Consider the following 17,218-nt stretch of genomic DNA (forward strand, 5'->3'; position numbering starts at 1 on the left):
GAGACGTATCAAACGTCGCATCCGGCAAAAGTGAATCAGGACTCGCTCACCACCACCGTACCGATTTCCGGATGGCTAAAGCTGGTAATTTTATCCAGACGTAGCTCGCGGGTTTCGCCAGCGGCTTCGACGACCAGATACTCCACATTTTTGCGGGAGACTAAATCGCTGGCCTTCCCCTGCAATTTTTCGCCATCTTTCATCTCAAGTGTCAGCATTAAATGATGCTGGCAGGCGAGCTCAAGATTATCGTAATCATCACAATTGATTGGTTGATACGTATCATTCATTGACATAATCGCTCACCAGTAAGTTTGCCGCAGCGTATGCTGCTTTTTCCCTGACAGCCTCAGAAAGGGCGTCGTCGGCAGCCATTTCATTCAGCACTTTCAAAACGCAGCCCAGCGCGTCCGGAACGTATCCTAAGTCTCCGCTGGCGATTTCCGCGTACCGCTTGCGTATTAACTCACAATATTTTTCCACATGCCCTCCTGTCAGCACTCTGACTTAACCGTGGATGCAAGTCTAAGCCTACGAAGATAAACTCTGTTTCGCAAGGTGACTATACCACACTCATTTCTGCAATATCAGCGCCGCAACTGCACGTATTCCGTTACAATGGCCTCCTGATTCGAAAGGAGTTTTCTTATGGCGCTTAAAGCGACAATTTATAAAGCGACGGTTAATGTGGCCGATCTCGACCGCAACCAGTTTCTCGATGCCTCTCTGACGCTGGCGCGCCATCCTTCAGAAACCCAGGAGCGTATGATGCTGCGCCTGCTGGCGTGGCTGAAATATGCCGATGAACGTCTGCAATTTACCCGTGGCTTGTGTGCCGATGATGAGCCGGAAGCGTGGCTGCGTAACGATCACCTGGGCATTGATTTGTGGATTGAGCTGGGGCTGCCGGATGAGCGGCGGGTTAAGAAAGCCTGCACCCAGGCCGCAGAAGTGGCGCTGTTTGCCTATAATAGTCGGGCGGCGCAAATCTGGTGGCAGCAAAATCAGAGCAAATGCGCGCAGTTTGCCAATCTTTCCGTCTGGTATCTGGATGACGAGCAACTGGCGAAAGTAAGCGCCTTTGCCGATCGTACCATGACGCTGCAGGCAACAATTCAGGATGGCGTGATCTGGTTATCGGATGATAAGAATAATCTGGAAGTGAACTTAACCGCCTGGCAACAACCTTCATGATTGTGATTTCCCGACATGTTGCTATTCCCGATGGTGAGCTTGAGATCACCGCCATTCGTGCGCAGGGCGCGGGCGGGCAGCATGTTAATAAGACCTCAACGGCTATTCATCTGCGTTTTGACATTCGGGCGTCCAGCCTGCCAGAGTATTACAAAGAGCGCCTGCTCGCCGCCAGCCATCATCTGATTAGCAGCGATGGGGTGATAGTCATTAAGGCACAGGAATACCGCAGCCAGGAGCTGAACCGCGAAGCGGCGCTGGCCCGGCTGGTGACAGTGATTAAAGAATTAACAACAGAACAAAAAGCCCGGCGACCGACACGACCTACCCGCGCATCGAAAGAGCGCAGGCTGGCATCGAAAGCACAAAAATCAAGCGTGAAGGCGATGCGTGGCAAAGTGCGCAGCGGTCGGGAATAAAAAGAAGGAATGGATGGTGAAAAAAGCGATTGTGACAGCGATGGCTGTAATCAGCCTCTTTACACTGATGGGATGTAATAATCGGGCCGAAGTCGATACGCTTTCCCCGGCGCAGGCTGCCGAACTGAAACCGATGCCGCAAAGTTGGCGCGGCGTGCTGCCGTGTGCCGATTGCGAAGGAATCGAAACCTCTCTGTTCCTCGAAAAAGACGGAACATGGGTGATGAATGAGCGTTATCTGGGTGCGCGCGAAGAGCCTTCATCCTTCGCTTCCTACGGTACATGGGCGCGAACCGCTGACAAGCTGGTATTAACCGACAGCAAAGGTGAAAAGTCATATTATCGGGCGAAAGGGGATGCGCTGGAGATGCTCGATCGTGAAGGTAATCCGATTGAATCGCAGTTCAACTACACGCTGGAACCTGCAAAGTCCAGCCTCCCCATGACACCGATGACTCTGCGTGGCATGTATTTTTATATGGCTGATGCGGCGACCTTTACTGATTGCGCGACTGGAAAACGTTTCATGGTGGCGAATAACGCAGAGCTGGAACGTGGCTACCTGGCTGCTCGCGGTAACAGTGAAAAAACCGTGTTACTGTCTGTAGAAGGTCACTTTACGCTTGAGGCTAACCCGGATACCGGTGCGCCGACCAAAGTATTAGCGCCCGATACGGCAGGGAAATTTTACCCAAACCAGGATTGCAGTAGTTTGGGGCAGTAATTGAAAGCCGGAGCATTCTCCGGCTTTCATCACTGAGTCAGCCCAACAAAGCGACCCGCCTTGATATAAATCCCAGGCTTCAGGTGTCCAACATACTGTAACTGCGTTTCTGGCTTAAACGCAGAGACATCGCCAGTACGCATATGCATCAGATCGGCAGGGCTAATCCAGCCCGATTGCGCCAGCGTAAGCGGATGCCCGGCTTTGGCAAATGCATCAGTGACAAATTCTGAACAAAACCACGACTTTTTGTCTCCTTCGCCCACACCGCTTAACTGTGCTTTTGCCAGCCCGCTGATGCACTGTTGGCGAAAATCTGTGGAAAAAGGATTTAGTGAGCACATCTGGCGGGTCACCATAAACGGAATGAACTCGACAATGCCACGATAGTTGTAACCGCTGTCTTTGATTTTATTGGCGAAAGCGGTGATTTCTGTGGCTTGTTGCGGGGTCAGATCCGGGACTCGTAAGACGAAAAGCTTATCACTGTGCTTCATGGCTTTTTTAAGAGGAACAATCTGGACGCCATCTCCAGTCGCTTCTGCAACGTTATTTTCACCCAAATATATTGCAACGTGACTTACAGAGGAAGTGCTGAAGACGCGGATACCAAATGAGGTTACCCCAAGGCTTGAGGAGAACAGCAAATCGCCGGGTTTGAGATCAGGTTCGGTTATTTCTTTTATTGATCGTTCGGTGAAAGAGCTTTGATGCTGGAATTTGACTGCCCATGTTTTCGCCTCGGCATCCACCGCTGTTGCTGATGAGTCTGGCTGGCTGATATCAACGGTACAGGCCGAAAGTAAAAGAAAGAAGGGGAGAAGCAGGCGGCAGTACGCCTTTGGTTTATCCATTTTATACAATCCATGTAAAAAAGGGCCCTGAAATTCAGGACCCTTTCTGGCATTAGCCTTTAATCTGTTTCACCAGATATTCGACGATGTCACCAGTCTTAATTAACTGTTTCTCGCCGTTACGACGATATTTGTATTCGATATCGTCGTTGTCGAGGTTACGGTCGCCAAGCACAATAGTGTGCGGAATACCGATCAGTTCCATATCAGCAAACATCACGCCCGGACGCTCTTTACGGTCATCCAGAAGCACTTCGATGCCCTGCGCGCGCAGTTCGCTGTACAGTTTCTCAGCAAGCTCCTGTACGCGGAAGGATTTGTGCATGTTCATCGGCAGAATCGCCACCTGGAACGGCGCGATAGCGTCAGGCCATACGATGCCGCGTTCGTCGTAGTTCTGCTCAATTGCCGCAGCGACTACGCGTGTTACCCCGATACCGTAGCAACCCATAGTTAGAATTTGGTTACGCCCATCTTCGCCCTGTACGGAGGCTTTCAGTGCTTCGGAGTACTTAGTACCCAGCTGGAAGATGTGACCGACTTCGATACCACGTTTGATCAGCAGCGTACCCTGACCATCCGGGCTTGGATCGCCAGCCACTACATTACGAATATCAGCAACTTCCGGGGTAGCAACATCGCGATCCCAGTTGATACCGAAGTAGTGTTTGCCATCAATGTTAGCACCGGCAGCAAAATCACTCATCGCCGCAACGGTACGGTCAATCACCACCGGAATCGGCATGTTTACCGGACCCAGTGAACCCGGACCGGCTTTAACCACGGCACGAATTTCTTCTTCGGTCGCGAAAGTCAGCGGGCTGGCAACCTGTGGCAGTTTTTCTGCTTTAACTTCGTTCAGCTCATGGTCACCACGCACCAGCAGCGCAACCAGCGGGAAGCTACTGCCTTCAACCGCTTTAACCAACAGAGTCTTAACCGTTTTCTCAATCGGCAGATTGAACTGTTCAACCAGTTCAGCGATGGTTTTCGCGTTAGGCGTATCAACCAGCGTCATTTCCTGGGTAGCAGCAGCGCGCGGTTCTTTCGGCGCGATAGCTTCTGCCAGTTCAATGTTCGCTGCATAGTCAGAGGTATCGGAGAAGACCACATCGTCTTCACCGCTCTGCGCCAGCACCTGGAATTCGTGAGAGGCGCTGCCGCCGATAGAACCGGTGTCGGCCTGTACGGCGCGGAAATCCAGCCCCATGCGGCTGAAGATTTTGCTGTAGGCCGCATACATTGCATCGTAGGTTTCCTGCAGGGATTCCTGAGAAGTGTGGAAAGAGTAAGCATCTTTCATCAGGAATTCGCGGGAACGCATGACGCCGAAACGCGGACGCACTTCGTCGCGGAACTTGGTCTGGATCTGATAGAAGTTCAGCGGCAGCTGTTTGTAAGAGCTAAGCTCGTTACGAATCAGGTCAGTGATAACTTCTTCATGAGTTGGGCCGAGTACGAACGGACGCTCGCCACGGTCAACAAAACGCAGCAGTTCCGGACCGTACTGTTCCCAACGACCACTCTCTTGCCACAAATCGGCTGGCTGAACCACCGGCATCGACACCTCGATCGCACCGGCGTTGTTCATCTCTTCACGCACGATGTTTTCGACTTTTTTCAGAACGCGCACGCCGGTCGGCAGCCAGGTATATAACCCGGAGGCCAGCTTGCGGATCATCCCGGCGCGTAGCATCAGCTGATGGCTGATCACCTCGGCGTCGGCAGGTGTCTCCTTGAGAGTGGAGAGCAGGTATTGGCTAGTACGCATGTTGTTACGGTTCCAGTTGGAAGGTAGAACAGGCTCAAGGTGAGCCTGGGACAAAAAAAGTGATTTAGTTTACCAGTGCAGGAGAAATGTCAAAAGAGAAGGGCGTGAATTTAACGCGGTTCCAGCGCAAAGACTTCAAAACCTGCGTCGGTGACGCGCCAGCGAACATTAAAATCATGCAGCCAGACGGCATAGGTTTTGCCCGTTTCCTCACCTTTACGATAGGCCGGACGCGGATCCTGCGCCAGTACTTCGCGGATAAACAGCGTTAACTGCGGATAACGCTTCTCCAGCATCAATAGTTGCTTTTCAACATCTGCGGTAAAGGTCACAGACATCTCTGCCGATGGCGCACTTTGCGCATAGCTGGCACTGGCATCGGGAAGCGATTCGGCAAAGGGGAGATACGGTTTGATATCCACCACTGGCGTACCATCAACCAGATCCAAGCTACCGAGCTTCAGAATCACGCTGTCTTTATGGCAAACAACCTCTTTCAGTTCTACCAGCGACATACCAATCGGGTTAGGGCGGAAAGTAGAGCGTGTGGCGAAAACGCCCATTCTGGCGTTACCGCCGAGGCGCGGTGGGCGCACAGTCGGACGCCAGCCGCCTTCCATCGTTTGATGAAAGACGAAAAGGATCCATAAATGGCTGAATGCTTCCAGGCCGCGCACGGCGTCGGCCTGGTTGTAGGGAGCAATGAGATGCAGTTCGCCGTTGACGCTTTTTACCAGACCTGGCTGGCGCGGAACGGCGAATTTTTCTTTATAGGGCGAGCGAATAACGCCTATTTGCTCAAACTGGAAACTGCTCATTTCGCCGTAATGTTAAGCGCAGAACCGATACATACAGCCTGACGGTAGCAGCCTGGCGTACCGCTGGTGACTTCACAGCTATGCAGTAAAACAGCATTGGCTTTCATTTTAGAGGCGTTGATTTGCATCCGCTTACGCGCGGTTGGAATGCTCGGTGGAGAGTCCTGATTAGAGGCCTGGCAAGAGTCGCCACTGACTTCACCGAGATCGCGGAACGGTTTGCCGACTAATTCTTCTGCATTGGTATAAATTCGGACCGGCGTGGCGCGCGGTGCTTTCGGTTTTGCAGGCTCCGCTTTCGGCTGGGGTGCAGTGCTTTGAACGGGTTCGACAGGGGATCTGCTTAACATGGAACAGCCGCTTAGCATGAGTGCTACTAAACAGATCGGTAAAGCACGCATAGTATTTCCTCAATGTATGATCAAAACGTCAATATTGAATCAGGCGCTTGTAAAAATGACAAGACGGGCAAGCGCCCGTCCTGAATGATATTACAAATTGTGGAAACAGCCTAAATATTACCAGCCTTTAACAGCGCCGCCGTTAAACACTTTGTTTGCCGCTTCGTAAACTTCGTCAGACTGATAAGCCTGGACGAATTTCTTCACGTTCTCGGCGTCTTTGTTATCTTCACGCGTTACGATCAGGTTTACGTACGGGGACTCTTTATCTTCGACAAAGATACCGTCTTTCGCCGGAGTCAGGCCAATCTGGCTGGCATAGGTGGTATTGATAACTGCCAGAGCGATTTGCGCGTCGTCCAGAGAACGCGGCAGTTGCGGTGCTTCCAGTTCAACAATTTTCAGATTTTTGGGGTTCTCAACAACATCAAGAACGGTCGGCAGCAGGCCAACGCCATCTTTCAGTTTGATCAAGCCCACTTTTTGCAGCAGCAGCAGTGAACGACCGAGGTTAGTCGGATCGTTTGGTACTGCAACCTGCGAACCATCTTGCAGTTCATCCAGCGATTTGATTTTCTTGGAGTAACCAGCAATCGGATAAACAAAAGTATTGCCTACTGCGACCAGTTTGTAGCCACGATCTTTCAGCTGCTGATCAAGGTACGGTTTGTGCTGGAAAGCGTTAGCGTCGATATCGCCTTTGCTTAATGCTTCGTTCGGCAGGACATAGTCGTTGAAGGTTACCAGCTCAACGTCCAGGCCATATTTGTCTTTCGCGACTTTTTGCGCGACTTCTGCAACCTGCTGTTCGGCACCGACAATCACGCCGACTTTGATGTGGTTTGGATCTTTTTCATCCTGGCCGCACCCTACCAGTGCCAGTGATCCAATCAGGGCTCCCACTGCCGCAAAGGTTTTGAATTTGAACGCCATACCTTATTCCTTCTTCAATTATTTATGTTGTGTTGAACGTTACTTGCGAGTGACAGCCCGGACGATGCGGTCGCCTGCGAACTGAATTAAATAAACCAGAATGACCAGCAATACCAGTACCGTATTCATCACCGTCGCGTTATAGCCGATGTAGCCATACTGATAGCCAATCTGACCCAAACCACCGGCACCGACTGCGCCGCCCATAGCGGAATAACCGACCAGGGTAATCAGGGTGATAGTTGCGGCGTTAACCAGACCTGGTAACGCTTCCGGTAACAGCACTTTGCGCACGATCTGCATTGGTGTGGCACCCATTGCGCGAGAGGCTTCAATTAACCCGGTTGGGATTTCCAGCAGGGCGTTCTCGACCATACGGGCAATAAACGGTGCTGCACCAACAGTTAACGGAACAATCGCTGCCTGCAAACCAATCGATGTACCGACAATAACGCGAGTAAACGGAATCATCCATACCAGCAAGATAATGAACGGGATGGAACGGAAAATGTTCACAATCGCTGAAACGGTACGGTACAGCTTCGCGTTAGCAATAATTTGCCCCGGACGAGTAACATAAAGCAGGACGCCAACCGGCAGACCAATCACAAACCCAAAAAAACCGGATACGAAGGTCATTGCCAGCGTTTCCCATACGCCACGAACCAGCAGCCACATCATCGGCTCAGACATAACCCAGTACCTCTACTTTTACATGGTGTTCCTGCAGCCAGGCAATGGCGGCTTGCGTATCTTGTTGTGTGCCGTGCATTTCAGTCAACATGATGCCGAACTTAACGCCACCGGCGTAATCCATCTGCGCGCTAATAATGTTGTTATTAACGTTGAAACGACGCGCAGTTTCAGAAAGCAGTGGGGCATCTACCGACTGACCGGTAAACTCCAGGCGCAGCATCGGTACGCAGTCAGTGAATGGCTCCGCTTGCAGACGTTCCTGATAATCTTCTGGGATATCCAGATGCAGAGTCGACTGAATAAATTTTTGCGCCAGCGGCGTTTTCGGATGCGAGAACACTTCACTTACCTTGTCCTGCTCGATCAGTTCGCCATTGCTGATGACCGCCACGCAATCACAAATTCGCTTCACAACGTCCATTTCGTGGGTTATCAACAGAATCGTCAAACCCAGACGGCGGTTGATGTCTTTCAGCAGTTCGAGAATAGAACGTGTGGTTGCCGGATCCAGCGCGCTGGTGGCTTCATCACACAGCAATACTTTGGGATTGCTGGCTAACGCACGGGCAATCGCCACACGCTGTTTCTGCCCACCGGAAAGATTCGACGGGTAGCTATCATGCTTATCGCCAAGACCAACCAATGACAGCAATTCCGTCACGCGACGTTTGATCTCGTCTTTCGGTGTATTGTCCAGCTCCAGCGGCAGAGCCACGTTGCCAAAAACAGTACGCGAAGAGAGCAGGTTAAAATGCTGGAAAATCATACCAATCTGGCGGCGAGCTTTAGTCAGCTCGGATTCTGACAACGTAGTCAGTTCCTGGCCATCGACCAGCACGCTACCCTCGGTTGGGCGCTCCAGCAGGTTTACACAACGTATAAGCGTACTCTTACCCGCGCCTGAGGCACCGATAACGCCATAAATTTGTCCAGCTGGCACATGCAGGCTGACGTTGTTCAACGCCTGGATGGTGCGGGTGCCCTGGTGGAACACTTTGGTGATATTCGAAAGTTTTATCATTGATTATTTATTATCGTCATTAAGTTAGTCGTGGCATTTCGAATGCCTGGAACGGGCAACGCCGTCAATGAAATGGATGTTAAGGCATCCAGACGTCTAAATCAATCAGGTTTATGCGAAGAGCACTTTCTTGCTGGTCGAAACATGCGATACTAGCGTCACATGCCTTATTAAGGAGCTATAAAAGGTGGCGAAGAGCGTACCCGCAATTTTTCTTGACCGTGATGGCACCATTAATGTCGATCACGGCTATGTCCATGAGATCGACAACTTTGAATTTATCGATGGTGTTATTGACGCCATGCGCGAGCTAAAAAAAATGGGCTTTGCGCTGGTGGTAGTAACCAACCAGTCTGGCATTGCTCGCGGTAAATTTACTGAAGCACAGTTTGAAACGCTGACCGAGTGGATGGACTGGTCGCTGGCGGACCGCGATGTCGATCTGGATGGCATCTATTATTGCCCGCATCATCCGCAGGGTAGTGTTGAAGAGTTTCGCCAGGTCTGCGATTGCCGTAAACCACATCCGGGGATGCTTTTGTCCGCACGCGATTATTTGCATATTGATATGGCCGCTTCTTATATGGTGGGCGATAAATTAGAAGATATGCAGGCAGCGGCTGCGGCGAACGTGGGAACAAAAGTGCTGGTGCGTACGGGTAAACCTATTACGCCTGAAGCAGAAAACGCGGCGGATTGGGTGTTAAATAGCCTGGCAGACCTGCCGCAAGCGATAAAAAAGCAGCAAAAACCGGCGTAATGATTAAAAGATGAGCGGTTGAAATAAAAATGCATTTTTCCGCTTGTCTTCCTGAAACGACTCCCTATAATGCGCCTCCATCGACACGGCGGATGTGAATCACTTCACACAAACAGCCAGTTCGGTTAAAGAGAAAAATCCTGAAATTCAGGGTTGACTCTGAAAGAGGAAAGCGTAATATACGCCACCTCGCGACAGTGAGCTGAAAGCCGCGTCGCAACTGCTCTTTAACAATTTATCAGACAATCTGTGTGGGCACTCGAAGATACGGATTCTTAACGTCGCAAGACGAAAAATGAATACCAAGTCTCAAGAGTGAACACGTAATTCATTACGAAGTTTAATTCTTTGAGCATCAAACTTTTAAATTGAAGAGTTTGATCATGGCTCAGATTGAACGCTGGCGGCAGGCCTAACACATGCAAGTCGAACGGTAACAGGAAACAGCTTGCTGTTTCGCTGACGAGTGGCGGACGGGTGAGTAATGTCTGGGAAACTGCCTGATGGAGGGGGATAACTACTGGAAACGGTAGCTAATACCGCATAACGTCGCAAGACCAAAGAGGGGGACCTTCGGGCCTCTTGCCATCGGATGTGCCCAGATGGGATTAGCTAGTAGGTGGGGTAACGGCTCACCTAGGCGACGATCCCTAGCTGGTCTGAGAGGATGACCAGCCACACTGGAACTGAGACACGGTCCAGACTCCTACGGGAGGCAGCAGTGGGGAATATTGCACAATGGGCGCAAGCCTGATGCAGCCATGCCGCGTGTATGAAGAAGGCCTTCGGGTTGTAAAGTACTTTCAGCGGGGAGGAAGGGAGTAAAGTTAATACCTTTGCTCATTGACGTTACCCGCAGAAGAAGCACCGGCTAACTCCGTGCCAGCAGCCGCGGTAATACGGAGGGTGCAAGCGTTAATCGGAATTACTGGGCGTAAAGCGCACGCAGGCGGTTTGTTAAGTCAGATGTGAAATCCCCGGGCTCAACCTGGGAACTGCATCTGATACTGGCAGGCTTGAGTCTCGTAGAGGGGGGTAGAATTCCAGGTGTAGCGGTGAAATGCGTAGAGATCTGGAGGAATACCGGTGGCGAAGGCGGCCCCCTGGACGAAGACTGACGCTCAGGTGCGAAAGCGTGGGGAGCAAACAGGATTAGATACCCTGGTAGTCCACGCCGTAAACGATGTCGACTTGGAGGTTGTGCCCTTGAGGCGTGGCTTCCGGAGCTAACGCGTTAAGTCGACCGCCTGGGGAGTACGGCCGCAAGGTTAAAACTCAAATGAATTGACGGGGGCCCGCACAAGCGGTGGAGCATGTGGTTTAATTCGATGCAACGCGAAGAACCTTACCTGGTCTTGACATCCACAGAACTTTCCAGAGATGGATTGGTGCCTTCGGGAACTGTGAGACAGGTGCTGCATGGCTGTCGTCAGCTCGTGTTGTGAAATGTTGGGTTAAGTCCCGCAACGAGCGCAACCCTTATCCTTTGTTGCCAGCGGTCCGGCCGGGAACTCAAAGGAGACTGCCAGTGATAAACTGGAGGAAGGTGGGGATGACGTCAAGTCATCATGGCCCTTACGACCAGGGCTACACACGTGCTACAATGGCGCATACAAAGAGAAGCGACCTCGCGAGAGCAAGCGGACCTCATAAAGTGCGTCGTAGTCCGGATTGGAGTCTGCAACTCGACTCCATGAAGTCGGAATCGCTAGTAATCGTGGATCAGAATGCCACGGTGAATACGTTCCCGGGCCTTGTACACACCGCCCGTCACACCATGGGAGTGGGTTGCAAAAGAAGTAGGTAGCTTAACCTTCGGGAGGGCGCTTACCACTTTGTGATTCATGACTGGGGTGAAGTCGTAACAAGGTAACCGTAGGGGAACCTGCGGTTGGATCACCTCCTTACCTTAAAGAAGCGTTCTTTGAAGTGCTCACACAGATTGTCTGATGAAAATGAGCAGTAAAACCTCTACAGGCTTGTAGCTCAGGTGGTTAGAGCGCACCCCTGATAAGGGTGAGGTCGGTGGTTCAAGTCCACTCAGGCCTACCAAATTTGCACCGCAAATTTGAAGAGGTTTTAACTACATGTTATGGGGCTATAGCTCAGCTGGGAGAGCGCCTGCTTTGCACGCAGGAGGTCTGCGGTTCGATCCCGCATAGCTCCACCATCTCTGTAGTGATTAAATAAAAAATACTTCAGAGTGTACCTGCAAGGGTTCACTGCGAAGTTTTGCTCTTTAAAAATCTGGATCAAGCTGAAAATTGAAACACTGAACAACGCAAGTTGTTCGTGAGTCTCTCAAATTTTCGCAACACGATGGTGTTTTACGAAACATCTTCGGGTTGTGAGGTTAAGCGACTAAGCGTACACGGTGGATGCCCTGGCAGTCAGAGGCGATGAAGGACGTGCTAATCTGCGATAAGCGTCGGTAAGGTGATATGAACCGTTATAACCGGCGATTTCCGAATGGGGAAACCCAGTGTGATTCGTCACACTATCATTAACTGAATCCATAGGTTAATGAGGCGAACCGGGGGAACTGAAACATCTAAGTACCCCGAGGAAAAGAAATCAACCGAGATTCCCCCAGTAGCGGCGAGCGAACGGGGAGCAGCCCAGAGCCTGAATCAGTGTGTGTGTTAGTGGAAGCGTCTGGAAAGGCGCGCGATACAGGGTGACAGCCCCGTACACAAAAATGCACATACTGTGAGCTCGATGAGTAGGGCGGGACACGTGGTATCCTGTCTGAATATGGGGGGACCATCCTCCAAGGCTAAATACTCCTGACTGACCGATAGTGAACCAGTACCGTGAGGGAAAGGCGAAAAGAACCCCGGCGAGGGGAGTGAAAAAGAACCTGAAACCGTGTACGTACAAGCAGTGGGAGCCTTGATTTATCAGGGTGACTGCGTACCTTTTGTATAATGGGTCAGCGACTTATATTCTGTAGCAAGGTTAACCGAATAGGGGAGCCGAAGGGAAACCGAGTCTTAACTGGGCGTTAAGTTGCAGGGTATAGACCCGAAACCCGGTGATCTAGCCATGGGCAGGTTGAAGGTTGGGTAACACTAACTGGAGGACCGAACCGACTAATGTTGAAAAATTAGCGGATGACTTGTGGCTGGGGGTGAAAGGCCAATCAAACCGGGAGATAGCTGGTTCTCCCCGAAAGCTATTTAGGTAGCGCCTCGTGAATTCATCTCCGGGGGTAGAGCACTGTTTCGGCAAGGGGGTCATCCCGACTTACCAACCCGATGCAAACTGCGAATACCGGAGAATGTTATCACGGGAGACACACGGCGGGTGCTAACGTCCGTCGTGAAGAGGGAAACAACCCAGACCGCCAGCTAAGGTCCCAAAGTCATGGTTAAGTGGGAAACGATGTGGGAAGGCCCAGACAGCCAGGATGTTGGCTTAGAAGCAGCCATCATTTAAAGAAAGCGTAATAGCTCACTGGTCGAGTCGGCCTGCGCGGAAGATGTAACGGGGCTAAACCATGCACCGAAGCTGCGGCAGCGACACTATGTGTTGTTGGGTAGGGGAGCGTTCTGTAAGCCTGCGAAGGTGTGCTGTGAGGCATGCTGGAGGTATCAGAAGTGCGAATGCTGACATAAGTAACGATAAAGCGGGTGAAAAGCCCGCTCGCCGGAAGACCAAGGGTTCCTGTCCAACGTTAATCGGGGCAGGGTGAGTCGACCCCTAAGGCGAGGCCGAAAGGCGTAGTCGATGGGAAACAGGTTAATATTCCTGTACTTGGTGTTACTGCGAAGGGGGGACGGAGAAGGCTATGTTGGCCGGGCGACGGTTGTCCCGGTTTAAGCGTGTAGGCTGGTTTTCCAGGCAAATCCGGAAAATCAAGGCTGAGGCGTGATGACGAGGCACTACGGTGCTGAAGCAACAAATGCCCTGCTTCCAGGAAAAGCCTCTAAGCATCAGGTAACATCAAATCGTACCCCAAACCGACACAGGTGGTCAGGTAGAGAATACCAAGGCGCTTGAGAGAACTCGGGTGAAGGAACTAGGCAAAATGGTGCCGTAACTTCGGGAGAAGGCACGCTGATATGTAGGTGAAGCGACTTGCTCGTGGAGCTGAAATCAGTCGAAGATACCAGCTGGCTGCAACTGTTTATTAAAAACACAGCACTGTGCAAACACGAAAGTGGACGTATACGGTGTGACGCCTGCCCGGTGCCGGAAGGTTAATTGATGGGGTCAGCCGCAAGGCGAAGCTCTTGATCGAAGCCCCGGTAAACGGCGGCCGTAACTATAACGGTCCTAAGGTAGCGAAATTCCTTGTCGGGTAAGTTCCGACCTGCACGAATGGCGTAATGATGGCCAGGCTGTCTCCACCCGAGACTCAGTGAAATTGAACTCGCTGTGAAGATGCAGTGTACCCGCGGCAAGACGGAAAGACCCCGTGAACCTTTACTATAGCTTGACACTGAACATTGAGCCTTGATGTGTAGGATAGGTGGGAGGCTTTGAAGCGTGGACGCCAGTCTGCGTGGAGCCGACCTTGAAATACCACCCTTTAATGTTTGATGTTCTAACGTGGACCCGTTATCCGGGTTGCGGACAGTGTCTGGTGGGTAGTTTGACTGGGGCGGTCTCCTCCTAAAGAGTAACGGAGGAGCACGAAGGTTGGCTAATCCTGGTCGGACATCAGGAGGTTAGTGCAATGGCATAAGCCAGCTTGACTGCGAGCGTGACGGCGCGAGCAGGTGCGAAAGCAGGTCATAGTGATCCGGTGGTTCTGAATGGAAGGGCCATCGCTCAACGGATAAAAGGTACTCCGGGGATAACAGGCTGATACCGCCCAAGAGTTCATATCGACGGCGGTGTTTGGCACCTCGATGTCGGCTCATCACATCCTGGGGCTGAAGTAGGTCCCAAGGGTATGGCTGTTCGCCATTTAAAGTGGTACGCGAGCTGGGTTTAGAACGTCGTGAGACAGTTCGGTCCCTATCTGCCGTGGGCGCTGGAGAACTGAGGGGGGCTGCTCCTAGTACGAGAGGACCGGAGTGGACGCATCACTGGTGTTCGGGTTGTCATGCCAATGGCACTGCCCGGTAGCTAAATGCGGAAGAGATAAGTGCTGAAAGCATCTAAGCACGAAACTTGCCCCGAGATGAGTTCTCCCTGACTCCTTGAGAGTCCTGAAGGAACGTTGAAGACGACGACGTTGATAGGCCGGGTGTGTAAGCGCAGCGATGCGTTGAGCTAACCGGTACTAATGAACCGTGAGGCTTAACCTTACAACGCCGAAGCTGTTTTGGCGGATGAGAGAAGATTTTCAGCCTGATACAGATTAAATCGACAGGTCAGAACAGGACGTGTTGATAAAACAGAATTTGCCTGGCGGCCGTAGCGCGGTGGTCCCACCTGACCCCATGCCGAACTCAGAAGTGAAACGCCGTAGCGCCGATGGTAGTGTGGGGTCTCCCCATGCGAGAGTAGGGAACTGCCAGGCATCAAATTACGAAGAATGGTAATGACCTTTGAGGCAGTTCACTACTCGATAAGAGAGTAGGACAAAAGCGAAAGCTTTTGAACGTTGCGAAGCAACGGCCCGAAGGGTGAATCACGAAGTGATTCATAAACTGCCAGGCATCAAATTAAGCAGTTAGCCGGTCATAAAACCGGTGGTTGTAAAAGAATTCGGTGGAGCGGTAGTTCAGTCGGTTAGAATACCTGCCTGTCACGCAGGGGGTCGCGGGTTCGAGTCCCGTCCGTTCCGCCACTTATTAAGAAACCTCGAGTTAACGCTCGAGGTTTTTTTTCGTCTGTATTTCTATTATTGCCAAAATCGCAAAAATCCTCTGCATTTTACGCTCTTTTTCCGCAATAGTCTGAAGCCCATAATCATCTCAGTTAACGAACATAGCATTAGAAGAGGCATATTATGGCTATCCCTGCATTTGGTTTAGGTACTTTCCGTCTCAAAGACGACGTTGTTATTGCATCTGTGAAAACGGCGCTTGAACTTGGCTATCGCGCAATTGATACCGCACAAATCTATGATAACGAAGCTGCAGTAGGTCAGGCGATTGCAGAAAGTGGCGTGCCACGTAATGAACTCTATATCACCACTAAAATCTGGATTGAAAATCTCAGCAAAGACAAACTGATCCCGAGTCTGAAAGAGAGCCTGCAAAAATTGCGTACCGATTATGTTGATCTGACGCTAATCCACTGGCCGTCACCAAACGATGAAGTCTCTGTTGAAGAGTTTATGCAGGCGTTGCTGGAAGCGAAAAAACAAGGGCTGACGCGTGAAATCGGTATTTCCAACTTCACGATCCCGTTGATGGAAAAGGCAATTGCTGCTGTTGGCGCTGAAAACATCGCTACCAACCAGATTGAACTCTCTCCTTATCTGCAAAACCGTAAAGTGGTCGCCTGGGCTAAACAGCACGGCATTCATATTACTTCCTATATGACGCTGGCTTATGGGAAGGCTCTGAAAGATGAGGTTATTGCTCGTATCGCAGCTAAACACAATGCGACCCCGGCACAAGTAATTCTGGCGTGGGCAATGGAGGAAGGCTACTCAGTAATACCGTCTTCCACTAAACGTGAAAACCTGGAAAGTAATCTTAAGGCACAAAGTTTACAGCTTGATGCAGAAGACAAAAAAGCGATCGCCGAACTGGATTGCAACGACCGCCTCGTAAGTCCGGAAGGTCTGGCTCCTGAATGGGATTAAGCCTCTCTGACAGCTCCTGCGGGAGCTGTTTTTATATGCTCGCTAAGGAAATCGATAAAGGCCCGGATGCGAGTACTTACCGCGCGGTCGCTGTAATAGACGGCGCTGAAGGGCATTTCCACTGGCAACACTTTATCTGCCATTAACTCCACCAGTTCACCACGAGCAATTTCTCTGTCGATCATATAGTCGGACAAACACGCAATCCCGTTGCCACTCAGGCAAAGCTGTTTCAGTGTTTCTCCACTATTGGATGACAAACCGTACTTCACCTCATGTAATTGTCCATCACTACAGGCTATCGGCCAGGTATTGAGGGAAGCGGGTTCAGTAAATCCCAGGCAAACATGTTGCTTTAAATCGTCGATAGTTTCTGGCTTCCCGTAGCGGGCAATATAGTCGGGGGAGGCGATAATTTTTCGATAACTGTTAAATAACGGCCTGGCTCGTAAGCTGGAATCCGTTAACGTACCGGCGCGTATCGCGACATCCACTTTTCTTTCGATCAAATTAATAATCGTTTCGGAGGAGACTAGCGATAAAGTGACTTCCGGATAGCGTTCGCGGAAAGGCTTAATTAACGGCATCAGAAAGTGTAGTACCACGGGGGTTGCGGCATCGATCCGTAACAGTCCGCGCGGTGTATTACGCGTCTCCATAATTTCTGATTCTGCCGCTGCCATCTCCTGCAAAATTGACTGTACGCGACGAAAATAACGCTCGCCTTCTTCCGTCAGGCTAAGTTGTCGTGTGGTTCGATTAAGTAGGCTGACGCCAAGTTTCATTTCCAGCTTTTTTACCGCACGGCTGACCGCTGAGTTTGCTTGCCCTAATTGTTCCGCTGCCCGGCTAAAGCTGCCGCTTTCGACGACCGAAACAAAAATGGCGAGTTCTTCCGACGTGGCTTTCATTTTTGCT

General features: G+C 51.1%; 15 protein-coding genes, 3 tRNA genes and 3 rRNA genes. 11 read left to right on the top strand and 10 right to left on the bottom strand.

Features of this window, described 5'->3' with window-relative positions; all coding sequences use genetic code 11:
- Positions 1 to 35: 35 nt before the first annotated feature.
- Both rof and RGV86_RS16950 read right to left on the bottom strand, forming a co-directional pair.
- Positions 36 to 296, bottom strand: a complete 261-nt coding sequence (gene rof, locus RGV86_RS16945; protein ID WP_000062320.1) for a Rho-binding antiterminator — start codon at positions 294 to 296, stop codon at positions 36 to 38.
- Positions 283 to 483, bottom strand: a complete 201-nt coding sequence (locus RGV86_RS16950; RefSeq protein WP_000417058.1) for a YaeP family protein — start codon at positions 481 to 483, stop codon at positions 283 to 285. The genes rof and RGV86_RS16950 overlap by 14 nt, the downstream gene beginning before the upstream one ends.
- 165 nt (positions 484 to 648) lie before the next feature.
- Here RGV86_RS16950 and RGV86_RS16955 point away from each other — a divergent pair, with 165 nt between their 5' ends.
- From RGV86_RS16955 to nlpE, 3 genes are read left to right on the top strand one after another with little or no spacing between them, the layout of a single operon-like run.
- Positions 649 to 1,194 (top strand): YaeQ family protein, encoded by a 546-nt coding sequence (locus RGV86_RS16955; RefSeq protein WP_001185297.1) that lies wholly within the window; start codon positions 649 to 651, stop codon positions 1,192 to 1,194.
- Positions 1,191 to 1,613: an alternative ribosome rescue aminoacyl-tRNA hydrolase ArfB gene (arfB, locus tag RGV86_RS16960; protein ID WP_000635553.1), complete on the top strand. Its 423-nt coding sequence runs from the start codon at positions 1,191 to 1,193 to the stop codon at positions 1,611 to 1,613. The genes RGV86_RS16955 and arfB overlap by 4 nt, the downstream gene beginning before the upstream one ends.
- A gap of 13 nt (positions 1,614 to 1,626) precedes the next feature.
- Positions 1,627 to 2,337, top strand: a complete 711-nt coding sequence (gene nlpE / locus RGV86_RS16965) for an envelope stress response activation lipoprotein NlpE (RefSeq protein ID WP_000239167.1) — start codon at positions 1,627 to 1,629, stop codon at positions 2,335 to 2,337.
- Positions 2,338 to 2,366: 29 nt separating this feature from the next.
- On the opposite strand, the gene RGV86_RS16970 is transcribed toward nlpE, so the two are convergent.
- From RGV86_RS16970 to metN, 7 genes are all read right to left on the bottom strand, one after another.
- Entirely contained in the window at positions 2,367 to 3,191 is an 825-nt protein-coding gene (locus RGV86_RS16970) for a YaeF family permuted papain-like enzyme (RefSeq protein WP_085460347.1), read from the bottom strand.
- 52 nt (positions 3,192 to 3,243) lie between these two features.
- Positions 3,244 to 4,962 carry a proline--tRNA ligase gene (gene proS / locus RGV86_RS16975; RefSeq protein ID WP_001260712.1) on the bottom strand — a complete coding sequence of 573 codons (1,719 nt, stop codon included), beginning with the start codon at positions 4,960 to 4,962 and terminating at the stop codon, positions 3,244 to 3,246.
- Positions 4,963 to 5,072: 110 nt separating this feature from the next.
- Positions 5,073 to 5,780, bottom strand: coding sequence for a tRNA (N6-threonylcarbamoyladenosine(37)-N6)-methyltransferase TrmO (gene tsaA / locus RGV86_RS16980; RefSeq protein WP_085460348.1), 708 nt, complete (start codon positions 5,778 to 5,780; stop codon positions 5,073 to 5,075).
- Positions 5,777 to 6,181: an Rcs stress response system protein RcsF gene (gene rcsF / locus RGV86_RS16985; RefSeq protein WP_001202329.1), complete on the bottom strand. Its 405-nt coding sequence runs from the start codon at positions 6,179 to 6,181 to the stop codon at positions 5,777 to 5,779. Before rcsF ends, tsaA begins: the two co-directional genes overlap by 4 nt.
- 117 nt (positions 6,182 to 6,298) lie before the next feature.
- Positions 6,299 to 7,114 carry a methionine ABC transporter substrate-binding lipoprotein MetQ gene (gene metQ, locus RGV86_RS16990; RefSeq protein ID WP_000874226.1) on the bottom strand — a complete coding sequence of 272 codons (816 nt, stop codon included), beginning with the start codon at positions 7,112 to 7,114 and terminating at the stop codon, positions 6,299 to 6,301.
- A 39-nt stretch (positions 7,115 to 7,153) separates the two neighbouring features.
- Positions 7,154 to 7,807 carry a methionine ABC transporter permease MetI gene (locus tag RGV86_RS16995; protein ID WP_001294600.1) on the bottom strand — a complete coding sequence of 218 codons (654 nt, stop codon included), beginning with the start codon at positions 7,805 to 7,807 and terminating at the stop codon, positions 7,154 to 7,156.
- The gene (metN, locus tag RGV86_RS17000; protein ID WP_000593990.1) at positions 7,800 to 8,831 is read right to left on the bottom strand and encodes a methionine ABC transporter ATP-binding protein MetN; all 1,032 of its coding nucleotides are present in this window, start codon (positions 8,829 to 8,831) and stop codon (positions 7,800 to 7,802) included. The genes RGV86_RS16995 and metN overlap by 8 nt, the downstream gene beginning before the upstream one ends.
- Before the next feature lie 187 nt (positions 8,832 to 9,018).
- Here metN and gmhB point away from each other — a divergent pair, with 187 nt between their 5' ends.
- The 8 genes from gmhB to dkgB all read left to right on the top strand — a co-directional run bounded on the left by gmhB (position 9,019) and on the right by dkgB (position 16,300).
- Positions 9,019 to 9,591: a D-glycero-beta-D-manno-heptose 1,7-bisphosphate 7-phosphatase gene (gene gmhB / locus RGV86_RS17005; RefSeq protein WP_001140174.1), complete on the top strand. Its 573-nt coding sequence runs from the start codon at positions 9,019 to 9,021 to the stop codon at positions 9,589 to 9,591.
- Positions 9,592 to 9,956: 365 nt separating this feature from the next.
- Positions 9,957 to 11,498 (top strand): 16S ribosomal RNA (locus RGV86_RS17010).
- A gap of 68 nt (positions 11,499 to 11,566) precedes the next feature.
- Positions 11,567 to 11,643 (top strand) — tRNA-Ile (locus RGV86_RS17015).
- A 42-nt stretch (positions 11,644 to 11,685) separates the two neighbouring features.
- Positions 11,686 to 11,761: transfer RNA gene (locus RGV86_RS17020), tRNA-Ala, on the top strand.
- Between the two features lie 181 nt (positions 11,762 to 11,942).
- Positions 11,943 to 14,849 (top strand): 23S ribosomal RNA (locus tag RGV86_RS17025).
- A gap of 99 nt (positions 14,850 to 14,948) precedes the next feature.
- Positions 14,949 to 15,064, top strand: a 5S ribosomal RNA gene (gene rrf, locus RGV86_RS17030).
- The 16S, 23S and 5S rRNA genes sit together here with 3 tRNA genes alongside, the layout of an rRNA operon.
- 193 nt (positions 15,065 to 15,257) lie before the next feature.
- Positions 15,258 to 15,334: transfer RNA gene (locus tag RGV86_RS17035), tRNA-Asp, on the top strand.
- A 162-nt stretch (positions 15,335 to 15,496) separates the two neighbouring features.
- Positions 15,497 to 16,300: a 2,5-didehydrogluconate reductase DkgB gene (dkgB, locus tag RGV86_RS17040; protein WP_000997006.1), complete on the top strand. Its 804-nt coding sequence runs from the start codon at positions 15,497 to 15,499 to the stop codon at positions 16,298 to 16,300.
- On the opposite strand, the gene yafC is transcribed toward dkgB, so the two are convergent.
- Complete coding sequence (yafC, locus tag RGV86_RS17045; RefSeq protein ID WP_000648557.1) at positions 16,297 to 17,211, bottom strand: DNA-binding transcriptional regulator YafC; 915 nt, start codon at positions 17,209 to 17,211, stop codon at positions 16,297 to 16,299. The two genes, dkgB and yafC, sit on opposite strands and share 4 nt — an antisense overlap.
- Positions 17,212 to 17,218: the final 7 nt, after the last annotated feature.

The organism is Escherichia ruysiae (assembly GCF_031323975.1).
GTDB classification, from domain to species: Bacteria; Pseudomonadota; Gammaproteobacteria; order Enterobacterales; family Enterobacteriaceae; genus Escherichia; species Escherichia ruysiae.

Excerpts from the sequence above, each read along its gene's own strand:
- rof (WP_000062320.1), bottom strand. The coding sequence starts at position 296 with ATGTCAATGAATGATACGTATCAACCAATCAATTGTGATGATTACGAT.
- RGV86_RS16955 (WP_001185297.1), top strand. The coding sequence starts at position 649 with ATGGCGCTTAAAGCGACAATTTATAAAGCGACGGTTAATGTGGCCGAT.
- arfB (WP_000635553.1), top strand. The coding sequence starts at position 1,191 with ATGATTGTGATTTCCCGACATGTTGCTATTCCCGATGGTGAGCTTGAG.
- nlpE (WP_000239167.1), top strand. The coding sequence starts at position 1,627 with ATGGTGAAAAAAGCGATTGTGACAGCGATGGCTGTAATCAGCCTCTTT.
- RGV86_RS16970 (WP_085460347.1), bottom strand. The coding sequence starts at position 3,191 with ATGGATAAACCAAAGGCGTACTGCCGCCTGCTTCTCCCCTTCTTTCTT.
- proS (WP_001260712.1), bottom strand. The coding sequence starts at position 4,962 with ATGCGTACTAGCCAATACCTGCTCTCCACTCTCAAGGAGACACCTGCC.
- tsaA (WP_085460348.1), bottom strand. The coding sequence starts at position 5,780 with ATGAGCAGTTTCCAGTTTGAGCAAATAGGCGTTATTCGCTCGCCCTAT.
- rcsF (WP_001202329.1), bottom strand. The coding sequence starts at position 6,181 with ATGCGTGCTTTACCGATCTGTTTAGTAGCACTCATGCTAAGCGGCTGT.
- metQ (WP_000874226.1), bottom strand. The coding sequence starts at position 7,114 with ATGGCGTTCAAATTCAAAACCTTTGCGGCAGTGGGAGCCCTGATTGGA.
- RGV86_RS16995 (WP_001294600.1), bottom strand. The coding sequence starts at position 7,807 with ATGTCTGAGCCGATGATGTGGCTGCTGGTTCGTGGCGTATGGGAAACG.
- metN (WP_000593990.1), bottom strand. The coding sequence starts at position 8,831 with ATGATAAAACTTTCGAATATCACCAAAGTGTTCCACCAGGGCACCCGC.
- dkgB (WP_000997006.1), top strand. The coding sequence starts at position 15,497 with ATGGCTATCCCTGCATTTGGTTTAGGTACTTTCCGTCTCAAAGACGAC.
- yafC (WP_000648557.1), bottom strand. The coding sequence starts at position 17,211 with ATGAAAGCCACGTCGGAAGAACTCGCCATTTTTGTTTCGGTCGTCGAA.